At 63.5% G+C, this 15,379-nt stretch carries 17 protein-coding genes; 10 read left to right on the top strand and 7 right to left on the bottom strand.

The window, feature by feature from the left end; all coding sequences use genetic code 11:
* Window positions 1-213: 213 nt before the first annotated feature.
* A complete protein-coding gene (locus AC1D2G_RS29120) occupies window positions 214-591 on the bottom strand; it encodes a TIGR02301 family protein (RefSeq protein WP_477418393.1) in 378 nt (125 codons plus the stop codon).
* A gap of 66 nt (window positions 592-657) precedes the next feature.
* Entirely contained in the window at window positions 658-1,089 is a 432-nt protein-coding gene (locus AC1D2G_RS29115) for an NUDIX hydrolase (protein ID WP_477418391.1), read from the bottom strand.
* A gap of 131 nt (window positions 1,090-1,220) precedes the next feature.
* Here AC1D2G_RS29115 and AC1D2G_RS29110 point away from each other — a divergent pair, with 131 nt between their 5' ends.
* Complete coding sequence (locus AC1D2G_RS29110; RefSeq protein ID WP_477418389.1) at window positions 1,221-1,982, top strand: SOS response-associated peptidase; 762 nt, start codon at window positions 1,221-1,223, stop codon at window positions 1,980-1,982.
* A 73-nt stretch (window positions 1,983-2,055) separates the two neighbouring features.
* Here AC1D2G_RS29110 and AC1D2G_RS29105 read toward each other — a convergent pair whose 3' ends face one another.
* On the bottom strand, window positions 2,056-2,211 hold the full coding sequence (locus AC1D2G_RS29105) for a hypothetical protein (protein WP_111549195.1): 156 nt from the start codon (window positions 2,209-2,211) through the stop codon (window positions 2,056-2,058).
* A 391-nt stretch (window positions 2,212-2,602) separates the two neighbouring features.
* On the opposite strand from AC1D2G_RS29105, the gene cysS reads away from it, so the two are divergent.
* The 8 genes from cysS (at window position 2,603) to AC1D2G_RS29065 (ending at window position 9,674) form a co-directional block, all read left to right on the top strand.
* Window positions 2,603-4,036 carry a cysteine--tRNA ligase gene (gene cysS, locus AC1D2G_RS29100; RefSeq protein WP_477418387.1) on the top strand — a complete coding sequence of 478 codons (1,434 nt, stop codon included), beginning with the start codon at window positions 2,603-2,605 and terminating at the stop codon, window positions 4,034-4,036.
* Window positions 4,033-4,419: a VOC family protein gene (locus tag AC1D2G_RS29095; protein ID WP_477418385.1), complete on the top strand. Its 387-nt coding sequence runs from the start codon at window positions 4,033-4,035 to the stop codon at window positions 4,417-4,419. Before cysS ends, AC1D2G_RS29095 begins: the two co-directional genes overlap by 4 nt.
* A gap of 6 nt (window positions 4,420-4,425) precedes the next feature.
* The gene (locus AC1D2G_RS29090) at window positions 4,426-4,917 is read left to right on the top strand and encodes a GFA family protein (protein ID WP_095086514.1); all 492 of its coding nucleotides are present in this window, start codon (window positions 4,426-4,428) and stop codon (window positions 4,915-4,917) included.
* Window positions 4,914-5,390, top strand: coding sequence for a GFA family protein (locus AC1D2G_RS29085; RefSeq protein WP_457151885.1), 477 nt, complete (start codon window positions 4,914-4,916; stop codon window positions 5,388-5,390). The genes AC1D2G_RS29090 and AC1D2G_RS29085 overlap by 4 nt, the downstream gene beginning before the upstream one ends.
* Window positions 5,387-6,343: a prolyl aminopeptidase gene (pip, locus tag AC1D2G_RS29080; protein WP_477418383.1), complete on the top strand. Its 957-nt coding sequence runs from the start codon at window positions 5,387-5,389 to the stop codon at window positions 6,341-6,343. Before AC1D2G_RS29085 ends, pip begins: the two co-directional genes overlap by 4 nt.
* Window positions 6,340-7,962 carry a citramalate synthase gene (gene cimA, locus AC1D2G_RS29075; protein ID WP_477226255.1) on the top strand — a complete coding sequence of 541 codons (1,623 nt, stop codon included), beginning with the start codon at window positions 6,340-6,342 and terminating at the stop codon, window positions 7,960-7,962. Before pip ends, cimA begins: the two co-directional genes overlap by 4 nt.
* Window positions 7,963-8,045: 83 nt before the next feature.
* Complete coding sequence (gene rarD, locus AC1D2G_RS29070; protein ID WP_477418381.1) at window positions 8,046-8,963, top strand: EamA family transporter RarD; 918 nt, start codon at window positions 8,046-8,048, stop codon at window positions 8,961-8,963.
* A gap of 9 nt (window positions 8,964-8,972) precedes the next feature.
* Window positions 8,973-9,674, top strand: a complete 702-nt coding sequence (locus AC1D2G_RS29065; protein WP_477418379.1) for a glutathione S-transferase — start codon at window positions 8,973-8,975, stop codon at window positions 9,672-9,674.
* A gap of 18 nt (window positions 9,675-9,692) precedes the next feature.
* Here the strand turns inward: AC1D2G_RS29065 and AC1D2G_RS29060 are convergent, their stop codons facing one another.
* The 3 genes from AC1D2G_RS29060 to AC1D2G_RS29050 form a co-directional block, all read right to left on the bottom strand.
* A complete protein-coding gene (locus AC1D2G_RS29060; RefSeq protein WP_477287334.1) occupies window positions 9,693-10,691 on the bottom strand; it encodes a transporter in 999 nt (332 codons plus the stop codon).
* Between the two features lie 150 nt (window positions 10,692-10,841).
* Window positions 10,842-13,151, bottom strand: a complete 2,310-nt coding sequence (locus tag AC1D2G_RS29055) for a glycosyltransferase family 2 protein (RefSeq protein WP_477418377.1) — start codon at window positions 13,149-13,151, stop codon at window positions 10,842-10,844.
* A 155-nt stretch (window positions 13,152-13,306) separates the two neighbouring features.
* The gene (locus tag AC1D2G_RS29050) at window positions 13,307-13,597 is read right to left on the bottom strand and encodes a muconolactone Delta-isomerase family protein (protein WP_477287330.1); all 291 of its coding nucleotides are present in this window, start codon (window positions 13,595-13,597) and stop codon (window positions 13,307-13,309) included.
* Window positions 13,598-13,706: 109 nt separating this feature from the next.
* Between AC1D2G_RS29050 and AC1D2G_RS29045 the strand changes: the two genes are divergently transcribed.
* Complete coding sequence (locus AC1D2G_RS29045; RefSeq protein WP_477418375.1) at window positions 13,707-14,612, top strand: LysR substrate-binding domain-containing protein; 906 nt, start codon at window positions 13,707-13,709, stop codon at window positions 14,610-14,612.
* A 62-nt stretch (window positions 14,613-14,674) separates the two neighbouring features.
* Here AC1D2G_RS29045 and AC1D2G_RS29040 read toward each other — a convergent pair whose 3' ends face one another.
* Window positions 14,675-15,286, bottom strand: a complete 612-nt coding sequence (locus AC1D2G_RS29040; RefSeq protein ID WP_457151876.1) for an LOG family protein — start codon at window positions 15,284-15,286, stop codon at window positions 14,675-14,677.
* Between the last annotated feature and the right edge of the window lie 93 nt (window positions 15,287-15,379).

Genomic DNA, 15,379 nt, shown 5'->3' with positions numbered 1-15,379 from the left:
CGATTGCCTTGCGCGAAGCTGCGTTCAACTCAGGCCAAACTTAGCCGATTAGGGCGGCCTGCGGGGCGAAAACCTTCAGTTTGAGTTAATTCCGCATTCGCGCGGTAAGGTTTCATTAAGACTGTTGCAGAAGTGCCACACGAGGATTGCACCAAGATGTCACCTGACACAAGTCGGAGGTCCCAATATCTGTGGATGGGCAGTTCGGAATGCCTAGTTGCCATAACGCGAGGCGATGTCGCGCGACAGCGTCTCGCCTTCCTTCATATAGCGGCTGATGGCTTCGGTGGCCGAGGGGGTGCACTGCGTGTAGGTGCCGCCGAAGGAGCGGTAGCCGCGATTGAAGCTGGCGATGAAGCGGGCGCGCCGCTCGGCGTCCGGATTTTCCGAATCGAGCAGCTTCTGCATCTCGACACGCCACTGGTCGCCTTTCTCACCGCACAAATTGCGCAGGAAATGCAGCGATCCCAGAACTTCCGCCAGCCGCATCAGCCCGGGTTCGAACGGCGATTCGGCACCGAGCGCCGGCCGCGTCGAGACGACCGAGCTAACGGCCAGACATATGGCGAGGAGCAGGGATGGACGGTTCATAAGCCCTCTTGGCCAAACAGCATTAAGTCTTTGTGGCGAAACAATTTGTCGCCCGCAAGGCGATTTTCAGGGCAGCCCGGCGTTTGCGCCAAGGCCCAGCAAGTCTTCGGCTACCGCGAACACCGAGCCGGCAAGTGGCAGCCTTGCCATCTCGCTGAGCGTATAGAAGGCCGCTGTCTCGGCGTCGTCGCTGGCCACGGCCTCGCCGCCGGCATAGGCGGCTCCGAACACTGTCAGAAGGTAATCGACCGGGTGGGCGTCATCCCTTTCGTCGATGTGGATTTCCCGAAGCGGCCGGTATTCGATGGCGTGCAAGCCGGTTTCTTCCAGCAGTTCGCGCTTTGCCGCGGCCTCCAGCGTCTCGCCGGCCTCGACCTTGCCGCCCGGAAAGGCATAGAGCCCTTGCGATGGCTGCCGCGCGCGCTTGACCAGGAGCACGGTGTCGCCGCGCACGACGGCCACCGAGACGGCCGGAAGTGTCTTGCGCGCTTCGTTCATGGATTCCCGATCAGGCTCATCTGAAGGCAGGTCTGTTGTGGACCGCCCAGCATGGGGAAGCTTTGGCGATTGCGCAACGCCGGTTCCATCGCCACTTTCAAGCTGAACCAGCCGAAGGGTACCAGTCGACCATGTGCGGACGTTTTGCCTTGACCGCGACACCGGATCGGACCGCCGCCTTTCTGGGCGTGGCGGGGCTTGAGGATTTCCCGGCGCGCTACAACATCGCGCCGACGCAGCCGATCCTGGTGGCGATCGCCGGTGCTCCGCGGGCGCCGGGCTCCAATCTGCCGGACCGCCAGCCGATGCTGGTGCGCTGGGGGCTGATCCCGACCTGGGTGAAGGACACCAGGGAGTTTCCGCTGTTGTTCAACGCACGCTCGGAAGGGGCCGCCGAAAAGGCCTCGTTTAAGGCCGCCATGCGCCATCGTCGTGCGCTGGTGCCGGCATCCGGCTTTTACGAGTGGCGGCAAACCAGGGGCAAGAAGGGGCAACCTTATTGGATACGGCCCCGGCATGGCGGAGTGATCGCCTTTGCCGGACTGATCGAGACCTATGCCGAGCCGGGCGGTTCGGAAATGGACACCGGCGCCATCCTGACCGTCAATGCCAATGCCGACATCGCCCACATCCACGACCGTATGCCGGTGGTGATCGATCCCAGCGACTTTGCCCGTTGGCTGGATTGCCGCACGCTCGAGCCGCGCGATGTCGCCGACCTGTTGCGGCCGGCGCAGCCTGATTTTTTCGAAGCAATTCCCGTGTCCGACCTCGTCAACAAGGTCGTCAACACCGGACCGGAGATTCAGGAGAGGGGCGAGATCGGGCCGGAGCCCGAGAAGGTCAGGCGCCAGAAGCCCGGCGCGGACGATAGTCAGATGACACTGTTTTAGAGGCGCAAGTCGGCTTTGGAGGCACATGTCAGCGCTATGTCGCCGGCCCCTCCGGGGCCGGTCGCGCACCAGTTCAGGCAGCGCGAGGCGATACGATCTTCTGCGCCGGCTTTTTCTTCTTCGCGGTATGGAGAAGGGCGGCGACGATCGCTGCCGGGCCGATGGCGCGATAGTGGTTGGCCAGCGCCGGTTGCTTGGCTCGGTTGGATTCCTGCTTGGTTCGGGGCATGTCTCTCTTCCCAGGTAACATTTTCGTGTCTGCCGTTTGATGGCCGATTCTGACCAAATCGTGACGCGTGCTGAACTAGTCGACGAATGTTTCATCACTGTGCCGACATGTTTAATAAAATGTTTCAGTGCGCTTTTACCTGTGATCCAACGACGTTTTTGCCGAAAGTAGCGACTTGACGGCAACACCTGCCAAGGCGATAAAGCCGCCCATGAAAACGTCTTTCGCCATTTGTGGCATTTGCATTATTGGCTAGCCTCGCGCTGGTCCGGACGTTTTCGCCTCATCTTCCCCAGATTGGACAAACGCCCCGGCCAGCAGGCTGGAGTCTGTTTTGCGCCTCGGCGGGCGCCCGGCTTCAGTCAAAACATAACGAACCGGGAAGGCACGAATGTCTGACGCATCGCATGGCCTGCGCCTCTACAACACGCTGACGCGAACGAAAGAGGATTTCGTCCCGATCGATCCGCGCAATGTGCGCATGTATGTCTGCGGCCCGACGGTCTACGACTTTGCCCACATCGGCAACGCCAGGCCGGTGATCGTCTTCGACGTGCTGTTCCGCTTGCTGCGCCATCTCTATGGCGAGGCGCACGTCACCTATGTGCGCAACATCACCGACGTCGACGACAAGATCAACGCGCGCGCCTTGCGGGACTTCGGCGGCGAGATCGCTTCCGGCGCGCTCTCGCTCAACGAGGCAATCCGGCGGGTCACCGAAAAGACCGCCGACCAGTTCCACAGGGATGTGGCCGTTCTCGGCTGCCTGGAGCCGACGGTCGAGCCGCGCGCCACCGAATTCGTCGAGCCCCGCGCTGACGGCAAGGCCGACATGATCACCTTGATTCAAAGCCTGATCGGACGCGGCCATGCCTATGTCGCGGCGGGTGAAGTGCTGTTCGACACGGCCTCGATGCCGGACTACGGACAATTGTCGAAGCGCAATCTCGACGAGCAGCAGGCCGGCGCTCGGATCGCCGTCGACGCGCACAAGAAAAGCCCGCAAGATTTCGTGCTGTGGAAGCTGTCGTCACCGGAGGAGCCGGGCTGGAACAGCCCATGGGGCAGGGGACGGCCGGGCTGGCACATCGAATGCTCGGCGATGTCGGCCGCCTATCTCGGCGAGGTCTTCGACATCCACGGCGGCGGCCTCGACCTGATCTTCCCGCATCATGAGAACGAGATCGCCCAGTCGCGTTGCGCCCATGGCACCGACGTCATGGCCAATATCTGGATGCACAACGGCTTCCTGCAGGTCGAAGGCCAGAAGATGTCGAAGAGCCTCGGCAATTTCTATTCGATCAACGAGTTGCTGGAGACGGAGACTTTTGGCGGCCGCAAATGGCCGGGCGAGGTGCTGCGGCTGGCAATGCTGATGACGCATTATCGCGAACCGATCGACTTTTCCGTGCGCAAGCTGGAGGAGGCAGAGAACATGCTGCGCAAATGGAAGCGGGCGGCGGACCTGGCGCCGGCCGCTGGGCAGTTGCCGGTGGAGGTCATCGAAGCGTTGTCGGACGATCTCGCCACCTACGCCGCCTTCCAGGTCTTGACGCAGTTGGCCGGCGAGGCCGTGGACGGCAACGAAGCGGCGGCTTCGCTGAAGGCGTCGCTGCTGTTCCTCGGCTTCGATGTCGCCTCGGCCGACATTGATGAAGGTGGTGTTGCCGAGGCGATCGCCAATCGCCTCGCGCTTATCGCGGCGAAGAACTGGGCCGACGCCGACCGCATCCGCGACGAATTGCTGGCACAAGGCGTACAATTGAAGGACGGCAAGGATCCCGTCACCGGAGAGCGCGTGACAACGTGGGAGGTAAAAAGATGATCGACCATCTCGGTATCACCGTTGCCGATTTCGATGCTTCGAAGGCTTTCTACGACAAGGCGATGGCGCCGTTGGGCGCTGCGCTGCTGTATATGGTGCCGCCGGAATACACCGGCGGCGCCAAGGTCGGCGGCTATGGCCGCGACCGGCCGGTGTTCTGGCTGAGTTCCGGCAAGGACAGGCCGAAAGACCACCAGCACGTCGCCTTCACCGCGCGCAGCCGCGCCGAGGTCGATGCCTTCCATGCCGCGGCACTTGCCGCCGGCGGCAAGGACAATGGCGGGCCGGGCCTGCGTCCGCACTATCACCCGAATTATTACGGCGCCTTCGTCTTCGATCCCGACGGCAACAATGTCGAAGCCGTCTGCCATGCCCCGGAGTGAACCGCGATGAGCCTCGACAACCGACCGATCTATACCGGCGGCTGCCAGTGCGGCGCGGTGCGCTTTCGCGTCGAGGGCGCGCTTGGCGACGCTTCGATCTGCCATTGCCGCATGTGCCAGAAGGCGTTCGGCTCGTTCTACGCGCCGCTGGTTTCGGTGCGCGGCGCAACGCTCGACTGGACGCGCGGTGAGCCCAAATATTTCCGCTCGTCCAGCCATGTCGATCGTGGCTTTTGCGCCAATTGCGGCACGCCGCTGACCTTCACCGCGCCGGACGGCGTTGGCCTCGCCATCGGCGCGTTCGACAATCCGGCGGAGATCGTGCCGCTGATCCAGTGGGGCACCGAGGCAAAGCTGCCCTATGTCGACACGATCCCGCAATTGCCGGGCGAGGAGACGATGGCGGACATGTCGTCGGCCCCCTATCTGGCCGATCTCGTCTCCTACCAGCACCCGGACCACGACACCGAACAATGGCCGCCGAAGGAAAGATCATGACCGAGACAATACGAACCGGCGGCTGCCAGTGCGGCGCGGTGCGCTTCCGCATCAAAGGGGCGCTCGGCCGGCCGTCGATTTGCCATTGCCGCATGTGCCAGAAGCAGTTCGGCTCGTTCTTCGGGGCGCTGGTGACGGTGCCCAGGGATGGCGTCGAATGGACCCATGAGGAGCCAAGCTATTTCCAGTCGTCGGTCAACATCGATCGTGGCTTCTGCGCCCGCTGCGGCACGCCGCTGACCTATCGGCAGCCCGGTGGACTGGAGATCGCCATCGGCGCCTTCGACGACCGCTCCGATCTCGCCCCGCAAATCCAGGTCAACTACGCCGCGCGGCTGCCCTGGGTGGAGACGATCTTCGACCAGCCCATCCACCAGGACCCCGATTACTACGCCCGGCAGGAGCAGATCATCTCCTTCCAGCATCCCGACCACGAAACGGCGGACTGGCCGACCAAAGGTTTGCAGCTATGAGCAGTCGACTGCACACCCTCTATCCCGAGATCGAGGCGTTCGAGTCCGGCATGCTCGATGTCGGCGACGGCCATCAGGTCTATTGGGAACGCTCCGGCACCAGGGGCGCCAAGCCGGCGGTGTTCCTGCATGGCGGGCCAGGCGGCACCATCTCGCCAAAACACCGGCGGCTGTTCGACCCAAAGCTTTACGACGTCATCCTGTTCGACCAGCGCGGCTGTGGAAAATCGACGCCCAACGCCTCCCTGGAAGCCAACACGACCTGGCATCTGGTCGCCGATATCGAACGCCTGCGCGAGATGGCCGGCTTCGACAAATGGCTGGTGTTCGGCGGTTCCTGGGGCTCGACCCTGGCGCTTGCCTATGCCGAGACCCACCCTGATCGCGTCAGCGAACTGGTGGTGCGTGGCATCTACACGCTGACGCGTGCGGAGCTCGAATGGTATTACCAGTTCGGTGTCTCGGAAATGTTCCCGGACAAATGGGAGCGGTTCCTGGCGCCGATCCCGGAGGCCGAGCGCGGCGACATGATGGCGGCTTACCGCAAGCGGCTGGTGGGCAGCGACCGCAAGGCGCAGATCGAGGCGGCTCGGGCCTGGAGCCTGTGGGAAGGCGAGACGATCACGCTTTTGCCTGACCCCGAAACCAGCGGGCCTTTCGGACAGGACGACTATGCCGTCGCCTTTGCCCGTATCGAAAACCATTATTTCGTCCATGCCGGCTGGCTGGAAGAGGGGCAGTTGCTGCGCGATGCCTGGAAACTGAGGGATATACCCGGCACCATCGTGCATGGCCGCTACGACATGCCGTGCCCGGCGCGCTATGCCTGGGCGCTGCACAAGGCCTGGCCGAAGGCGGATTTTCACCTGATCGAGGGCGCCGGTCATGCCTATTCGGAGCCGGGCATCCTGGGTCAGCTGATCCGGGCGACGGACAAGTTTGCGGGCAAATGACCATGACCCGCGAGCGCCTCTACCTCTTCGACACCACCTTGCGCGATGGCCAGCAGACACCAGGCATCGACTTCTCCGTCGAGGACAAGATCGCCATCGCAAAATTGCTCGACGCTTTCGGCCTCGACTATGTCGAGGGCGGCTATCCCGGCGCCAATCCGACAGACACCGCCTTCTTCCAGGAGAAGCGCACGGCGCGCGCCAAATTTGTCGCCTTCGGCATGACCAAGCGGGCAGGGGTGTCGGCGTCCAACGATCCTGGCCTTGCAGCCCTTGTGCAATCGAAGTCGGACGCCATCTGCTTCGTCGCCAAGAGCTGGGACTACCACGTCCGCGTCGCGCTCGGCTGCACCAACGAGGAGAACCTCGACGCCATCAAGGCATCCGTCGAGGCGGCGATCGCCGCCGGCAAGGAGGCGATGGTCGATTGCGAGCATTTCTTCGATGGCTTCAAGGCCAATCCCGACTACGCCCTGGCCTGTGCCAGGACGGCCTTTGATGCCGGCGCGCGGTGGGTGGTGCTGTGCGACACCAATGGCGGCACGCAGCCGTCGGAAGTCCGCGCCATTGTCGAGCAGGTCATCGGCTCAGGCATCCCCGGCGGCAATCTCGGCATCCATGCCCATGACGACACCGGCCAGGCGGTGGCTAATTCGCTGGCCGCGGTCGAGGCCGGCGTGCGCCAGATCCAGGGCACGCTCAACGGCATCGGCGAGCGCTGCGGCAACGCCAACCTGATCTCGATCGTGCCGACCCTGGCGCTGAAGCCGGCCTTCTCCACCCGCTTCGAAACAGGTATTTCGGCGGAAGCCCTGACCGGTGTCTCCAGGCTTTCCCGCGCTTTCGACGAGCTCCTGAACCGTGCGCCGGAAGCGCAGGCGCCCTATGTCGGTGCCTCGGCCTTCGCCACCAAGGCCGGCATCCATGCCTCCGCACTGGCCAAGGAGCCGGCGACCTATGAGCACGTGCCCCCGGAAGCGGTCGGCAACCGCCGCCGCGTCATGGTCTCGGACCAGGGCGGCAAGGCCAATTTCCTCGCCGAGCTGAAGCGGCGCGGGATTGATGTGCCTAAGGACGACCACCGGCTCGATGCGCTGATTGCCGTGGTCAAGGAACGCGAGGCCGAGGGCTATGCGTATGAAGGCGCCGATGCCAGCTTCGAACTTCTGGCGCGCAAGATGCTGCACGGCCTGCCGGAGTTCTTCAACGTCACCTCGTTCCGCTGCATGGTCGAGCGCCGCTTCGACGCCAACGGCCAGTTGAAGACGGTGTCCGAAGCTATCGTCAAAGTGCTGGTCGACGGCGAGGAGAAGATGTCGGTGGCCGAGGGGCATGGCCCGGTCAACGCGCTCGACATTGCCCTGCGCAAGGATCTCGGCAAATTTCAGAACGAGATCGCCGACATGGAGCTTGCCGACTTCAAGGTGCGTATCCTCAATGGCGGCACGGAGGCGATCACCCGCGTGCTGATCGAATCGCATGATGGTACCGGCGCGCGCTGGTGGACGGTCGGCGTTTCCGAAAACATCATCGACGCTTCGTTCCAGGCGCTGATGGACTCCATCGTCTACAAGCTGATGAAGAACCGCGAGATGGCCGGGCTGGTGGCGGCGGAGTAGGGTTGAACCATCAACGAAAGTCCGTTGATCCATCAGAACTTTGTGATGGTCTTGGCAAGGCGGCTGGGCCATAGCGTTGGCCCATGGCCCCTGAAGCAACTGCCCTGGACACCGATTCAAAGGCCCGCCGCGGTTTTCTTTTGGCGCTGGGCGCCTATCTGCTGTGGGGATTGCTGCCCTTCTACATGAAGGCGGTCGCCCACCTGCCGCTCGCCGAAGTCATTGCCCACCGTATCGTCTGGTCGGTGCCGATCGCCGCGGCCGTGCTGGTCTGGGCCGGCCGCACGGCGGATTTCAAGGCGGCACTTCGCTCACCCCGAACCATCGCCATGGCCGCGCTGACAGCGGCGCTGATTTCGGTCAACTGGGGCATCTATGTCTGGGCGATCGCCGTCGACCGCACCGTCGAGACCGCGCTTGGCTACTACATCAACCCACTGGTCAACGTCGTCGTCGGCGCGCTGCTCCTGGGCGAGCGTCTCGACCGATTGCAGATCGCGGCGGTGGTGCTGGCGGCAGTCGCCGTCACGGTGCTGACCATCGAGGGCGGCAAGCTGCCCTGGGTGTCGCTGGCGCTGGCGTTTTCCTTCGCCGCCTACGGCTTCTTCCGCAAGACGCTGCCGATCGGCCCGAGCCAGGGGTTCCTGCTTGAAGTCCTTTTGCTGTCGGTGCCGGCCCTCGGTTACATCGCCTACCTGATCGCGACCGGGCAGGACCACATCGTGTCCGGCAGCGGTGCTGATACGGCATTGCTGATCGGCTGCGGTCCGGTCACATCGGTGCCGCTGCTGCTGTTCGCCTTCGGTGCCAAGCTGCTGCGCCTCTCGACCATCGGCATCATGCAATATATCGCGCCGACCATGGTGTTCCTGATCGCGGTCCTGATCTTTGGCGAACCTTTCGGCACAACCCAGGCCGTCGCCTTTGCTCTCATCTGGGCGGCATTGGCGATCTATTCCTGGTCGATGCTGACGAGCGCGCGCAAGGCTTCTATCCGGTAAGGAGTTTCGATGTACCTGCTGCACATCGCCAACAAGAACTATTCCTCATGGTCGCTGCGGCCATGGGTGCTCATGCGCGAGCTGGATATTCCGTTCGAGGAGCGGCTGACGCCATTTCCGACCGGATCGAGCTGGGATCTCTACCGGCCGTTCTCACCCAGCGGCCGGGTGCCCTGCTTGATAGACAACAGCCTGGTCGACGATGGCTGGGCGGTCTGGGATTCGCTCGCCATCGTCGAGTATCTGGCCGAGCGTCACCATGGCGTTTGGCCCGTCGAGGCCAAGGCGCGCGCCTGGGCGCGCTCGGCCGCCGCCGAAATGCATTCGAGTTTCACCGCACTGCGCGGCGCGTGCCCGATGAGTTGCGGCGTACGCGTCAAACCGTTCCCGATGTCCGATGCGCTGAAGCAGGATCTCTTCCGCCTCGGCGACCTATGGAACGATGGCCTTGCCCGTTTCGGCGGGCCGTTTCTCGCCGGCGCACATTTTACCGCCGTCGATGCCTTCTTTGCCCCGGTGGCGTTCCGGGTGCACTCCTATGGGCTCACCTTCGAGGCGGCGGCTGCGGCCTATGCGGCACAGCTGCTCAATCTGCCGGCGATGCGCGAATGGTATGCGGCCGGCCTTGCCGAGACCTGGCGCGACCCGGACCACGAGGCGGAAATCCGTGCCGCCGGGACCATCATCGAGGATCTTCGCGCTTCGGCATGAACAGTCGCCGGGCTGCGGTTACAGCCCCCGGCCAAGCCGCCTGACGAACAGATAGGTGGCAGCCGCGATAAACACCGAGACCGCTGTCACCACCCAGAAACCCATGGGTGTGTCGACCAACGGCAGCCCGCCGACATTCATGCCGAACAGGCCCGAGATGATGGTCATCGGCAGGAGCACCGCCGTCATGACAGAAAGAACATAGAGCAGCTGGTTCGACTGCATGGTCAGCTTGGCCATCAACTCGTCCTGCAACAGCCTTGTGCGCGCCTGCAACTGCTCGCCGTCATGATAGAGCGTATGCGCCCGCTGCGAGAGCCTTGCCGCCATGTCGTTGATCGGGTCAGGCAGCTCGTTGCGATGCGAATGGTCGAGATGCCGGAACAGATTGGTGATCGTCGCCATCTGCCGATGGATCACCACCAGCTGCCGGCGCGCCTCGACCAGCGCCTGTCGCTCATTATGCCATGCATCGCGCACGACGCGGTCCTCGATGCCGTCGAGCGTGTCGCCCAGCTTGCCGAGCTCGACCGACATGCCGTCGAGCGACTGGCCCGTGACCGCCTCGATCAGCTCCGCCGGCGAGCGGAATTTCCGCGATCCATTCTCCACCGCCTTGCGGACGGCATCGACCGATTCCAGCGGCTGCTTGCGAGCGCCGACCAGCATCGTCTCGTTGAAGGCAAAGCGGAAATGGACAAGCCCGCGCGCTTCCGAAAAGTCGTGCTTTAGGTCCGGCAGATCGCCATAGAGCCAGCCATCCTCGAAGTCGATGTGACAGCCATGGCTGGGGGCAAGGAAGGCGTCGCGCACCGGCCCCGGCAAAGCTTTTTCGGCGCCGATCTCCTGGCGTGCATGCAGGTCGGTGATCTGATAGCTGCGCCAGGTCCAGCACGCCTGTGCCGGGTCCTTGGTGCGCAGGCCATCGGCGGTGAAATGATAGATGAAGAACAGCCCGTGCTCGTCGGGCAGGTAAGGCGACAGGTCGGTGCCTTCCGGGGCAAGAGCGACATCCATGGGCAGTACCAGATACAGTTTTCGGAAATGGCGCCGCGTGGCGGCAGCCTGACCGCGATTTCTAGCACGGACGAGTCCGCTTGCGTGTGACGGTTTCTTGACGGTCGATCACGGTCCGTCGATCACCGGCATCGCTTTCGATGTTGCGCGTCATCTTCGGCGCGCGAACGGGCCTAGCGCCCAACGCAATGGTGCGGTCAGCCGCCAGCTGCGTGACGCGAGGATCGCGTCGCGTTCTGCGCGGAGAGCGTCTCGGTCGCGGACGAGCATGTCGCGTTGGAGGCTGAGATCGTGGTTGGTGCGAACAAGTGCGTCGTGGTCGAGTGCGAGGTCACGCGTCGTGACCGTCGGCTGCGGTTGTTCCTGCAGCGGCAGCCGGGCGAGGAGCCATTCGGAAATTGCTGCCGGGAGGGCCAGCGTTCCGTCCAATATCGGATTTGCCTCTGCCGATCCGGCGCTGAACAGGTGATGATAGTGGATGTGGACCAATCGCGCCGCGTCGGGTGACGGCAACCCAGCCAGGTTGTTGAGAGGAAAATTGTGCGTATCCGGCAAAAGTCGCACGGAGTGGTTTCCCGCGACTGCCGCCAGCGAAAAGGCGGCCTGGCTTGTACCCCAATAGGCGGTGGCCTCTCCGTGCAGAACCCCGGTTCCGGTGTTGTAGGTTGGCCCGTCGGCCCACGACTTCATATCCGCGGCCACCAATTGTCTGAAAATGTCTTCGGTGCGCTGGAAAAGCCCGCAGGCCCTTTTTGCTACAAAAAGCCCGCCATTGTAGCTCGCCCGCACCGCCTGGCCACCGACCGTCGTGTTCACGATGGGCAGACGTTCATAGTCGACGCCGACAAGGGCGCACAACTTTCTCCAGTAGCTGTCGAAGGGGTCGCCAGGACCCATCGTGCACATTCCCTTGACGTCTACAGGGCGCGCGGCGGCCGAACTGGCGCCCAACGATAAATCGGGCTCGGCGACAAAGATCGTATCGCTGTCGAGCTGCACAATGATTGGCGGCCCCGGCCGACGTTCGACGTGAGCAAGAGCGTGAATGCGATACGACGTGCCATATTGCGGGTAGTAGCTCTCGATCTCGATCGGCAGATATTCGACACCCATCTGCTCAAGTTTGCGCAGCGTTGATACGGATGGGCGACGGCTACTCCTGGGCGACACGACCGTTATCGGGAACCGCGAATAGGCACCGGCGAAACATCGTATGCTCTCGCACAGCAACAGGGCTTGCGCTTCGAGAATGCCCGCCTCGGCAATCAGGACAAATTCGACACTCTTTTCGGCGATGTCGCGCGCCTGGCCAGCCTCCCGCGGCAGTGCCGGTACGCCCGGCGAGGGTGCCGGTGAAGGCTCTATTTTCGCAGTTTCGCCGAGCCATTTCCCCGTCGCGCGCAACCGGGCCTTCAAGCCAGCCGCCAGCCGCGTCATTGCCGCTCTGGTCGCGGCACGCCGGTCGAGCGGCCAACACAGGGAACAGACCCTCAGCATCTCGTGTATCCGCAACGGCGGACTGGCCAGCATGCGGGCAACGAGGCCATGCGCCAGCTGCCTGGCGGCATCCGCATCCTCGGCCCGCTCGAACGGCCGGGCGGCGGCGAGGAAGACGCGAAGCACGGCAAGCAGCTTGCAGTAGGCGGCGGCGCGCCGCTCGACGGCGATCTCATGCCCACGGATGAATTCGGTCATATCGCGCGCGAAGGCGTCGTCATAAAGATCGTAGGTCAGCCCAAGCTTGGCCCAAAGCGCCTCGCGGATCGGATGCGTCCGGTTGCGCGCGTTCTTCGAGTGCTTCGTGCTCAGCCCTTGCGTGTTCAGCCGGTAGCGCGTCAGCGGTTCGGCAAGGTTTCGCGCCCGGCACAAAGGCAGCAGGGCAAAACACAGATAGTGATCATGCGATATCCACTGATCGGCCTTGTAACCTCCGACGGCCTCGAAGCCGCTACGGCGATAGGCCATGGATGAATGATAGAATGGATTGTGGAACAGGATGGTCCACCGGATCGCCAGATCCGTTTCGGGCATCAGCTGCCCGCCGACGACGCGGTCGGCTTCGTCGATCAGCGTTACCGCGTTTCCGACGAGGCCAAGCTCGGAGTCCTCGTCCAATGCGGCGACCAGTCGCCCGACATGCGTCGGCTCGGCAATGTCATCGCAATCCAGACGCAGGATGATGTCGCCGCGGGCCGCCTCGATGCCGCGGTTGGCGGCGGCGGCTGGGCCAAGATTGGTGGGATTGGTCACGATCCGTATGCGCGGATCACGGCGTGCCAGTGCCTCGAAGACCGCGTCGTCGCCCGTCGCGTCATCGACGATCACAAGCTCAAGATCGCGGAACTCCTGGGTTAGGATGCTGTCGACCGCCGCGTCGAGGAAGCGCTGGTCGGTGTAGACGGTCATGACGACGGAGGCGCGGGGAGCGAGATCTGTCTCCGTCTCGGGTCTGTTCTCCAAAGTTTGTCCCCCTGCAGATGTTCCCCGATAGCCAACTCGCTCGCGAGCCGCAAACGGAAATCGCCACAGGACGAGTTTGCCCACCCGTATCCGGCGAAAGTCTTGGAGGGAGAGGAGGCGGCAAGCCTTGCCGACCGCCGCTCCTCGTGCGCCCGTCAGCGCTTCGGGCCGAAGCCTGGATAGGGATTGAGCGGGACGATGGCGGCGATGTCCATCATGCCCGCCTTGACCAGCGGCAAGGTGGCGAGATGGTGGCGCACATCGGCGTCGCTGCCGGCCTCGAACATCATGCCGCTGCCCGGGATGTCGCCACGGTTCCACACCTGGCGCACCGCGCCTTCGGCATAGAGCGTGCGCCGTTGCTCGGCCTCGCCGGGCAGCAGCGGCGCGAAATCGGCATCGCTGAACTTTTCAGTGTTGCGGGTGAGAAGGGCAAAGAACTGCATGGCGGTCTCATTGGGTTGCGGTGCCCCGACCATCGCTCCGCCTAGCCAGACTGTCCAAGACTGAATAGGCTAAAGTTGAGACCTCCAAGGACCTGAAGATCGAAGAAAAATGTTCGACTTGCGCCAACTCCGCTATTTCGTCACGGTCGCCGAAACCGGCAATGTCGGCCGTGCCGCCGAAATCCTGCATATTTCGCAATCGCCGCTCAGCCGGCAGATCATGCAGCTCGAGGAGCAGCTTGGCGTTCCCCTGTTTGAAAGAGCCAGGCAACGGGTCCATCTCAACGCCGAGGGCCGAGCATTCCTCACCGAGGCCCGCTCGCTGTTGTCCAACGCGCGACGATTGGAGGAGTTCGGCCGCAACCTGGCCAGCGGCGCCGTCGGCCGTCTCGCCATCGGCTATGTCGAAGGCGCCGTGCATGCCGGGCTTGTCGCAGGGATGCTGCGTCAGTTCCGTCGCGAACGGCCGGATTTTCACCTTCAGTTGCGAAGCCTGCGGTCGGCGGCGCAACTGGAGGGGCTTAGGCAGCGCTCGCTCGACCTTGGTTTCGTCTATTCGCCGCCGGCTGACGATGACCCGGACATTGCCACGATCGCGCTGCGCCATGAGCCGCTGGTGCTGGCGATCCCCGAAGATGACCCGCTTGTCGGGTTGTCGGACATCAGGCCGCATCACCTCGACCGCCGCACCTGGATCACCGTCGTGCGCCAGCCTGACGACACCAACCGTGGCCAGTTCCTGGCCGCCTGCGCCAAGGCCGGCTTTTTTCCCGACATCGCTTATGAGACGGCCGATCCGTTGACCTCGCTCGGTCTGGTCAGCGCCGGTCTTGGCTTGGCCACAGTGCAGGCCAGCCTGCGTACCGCCGCACCGTCGCGGATCGTGTTTCGCGACCTGCCATGGTTCGAGCGAACGGTTTCCATCCATCTTGCCTGGCGGCGCCACGACCGCCGCGCGGTGATCGCCGGCTTGCGGGAGGCGGCGGGGGAAGAGGGCAGGGCAGCAGGGCAGTAGGGCAGCAGGGCTTCACCTCAGGCAATCTACATACTGCCATACTGCCCTACTGCCTTTTTCCCCTACATCTTGTCGATCACCGACTGCATGCCCTCGGTCGGGGCGTCGACGGAGGAGCCTGCCACCATGATGGCGGCGACGATCGCCTCCGGGTCGTTGACCACCAGCGGCTTGACCCGCTGCGCGGTGTGGATGAAGCCCTCGGCGGCCATGTGGTCGAGCAAGGCCAGCATCGGATCCCAGAATCCGCCGACATTGGCGAAGACGATCGGCTTGCGGTGATGGCCGAGCTGCCCCCAGGTCATGACCTCGACGATCTCCTCGACCGTGCCGATGCCGCCCGGCAGCGCCACAAAGGCGTCGGATTTTTCGAACATCCTGTGTTTGCGCTCGTGCATGTTGTCTGTGATTACGAGTTCGTCGAGCCGGTCAAGCGCGGTTTCGGTCGCCTCCTTGTTGATCAGGAAGCGCGGAATGATGCCCGTCACCTTGCCGCCGGCACGCAAGGCGCCCTCGGCGACGGCGCCCATGATGCCTTTGGTGCCGCCGCCGTAAATCAGCCTGAGGCCGGAGCGCGCAATCGAGCGCCCAAGCAGGTGACCGGCCTTGGCATAGGTTTCATCGCGGCCCGGAGACGAGCCGCAATAGACGCAGACGGATCGAATCGTGTTCATACCGATGATTGGTGATTGGGTCTGAAAGCGGGGTCAAGCCCGGGGCGGGCTTTTTCTTGTCGGCTTGGGCAAAACAGGCTAGACCGGCATTAG

The sequence above is a fragment of the Mesorhizobium sp. P2_C7 genome (assembly GCF_056404515.1).
Note: the sequence above shows the minus strand (reverse complement) of the source record. Positions and strands in the feature narration are given on the sequence as shown.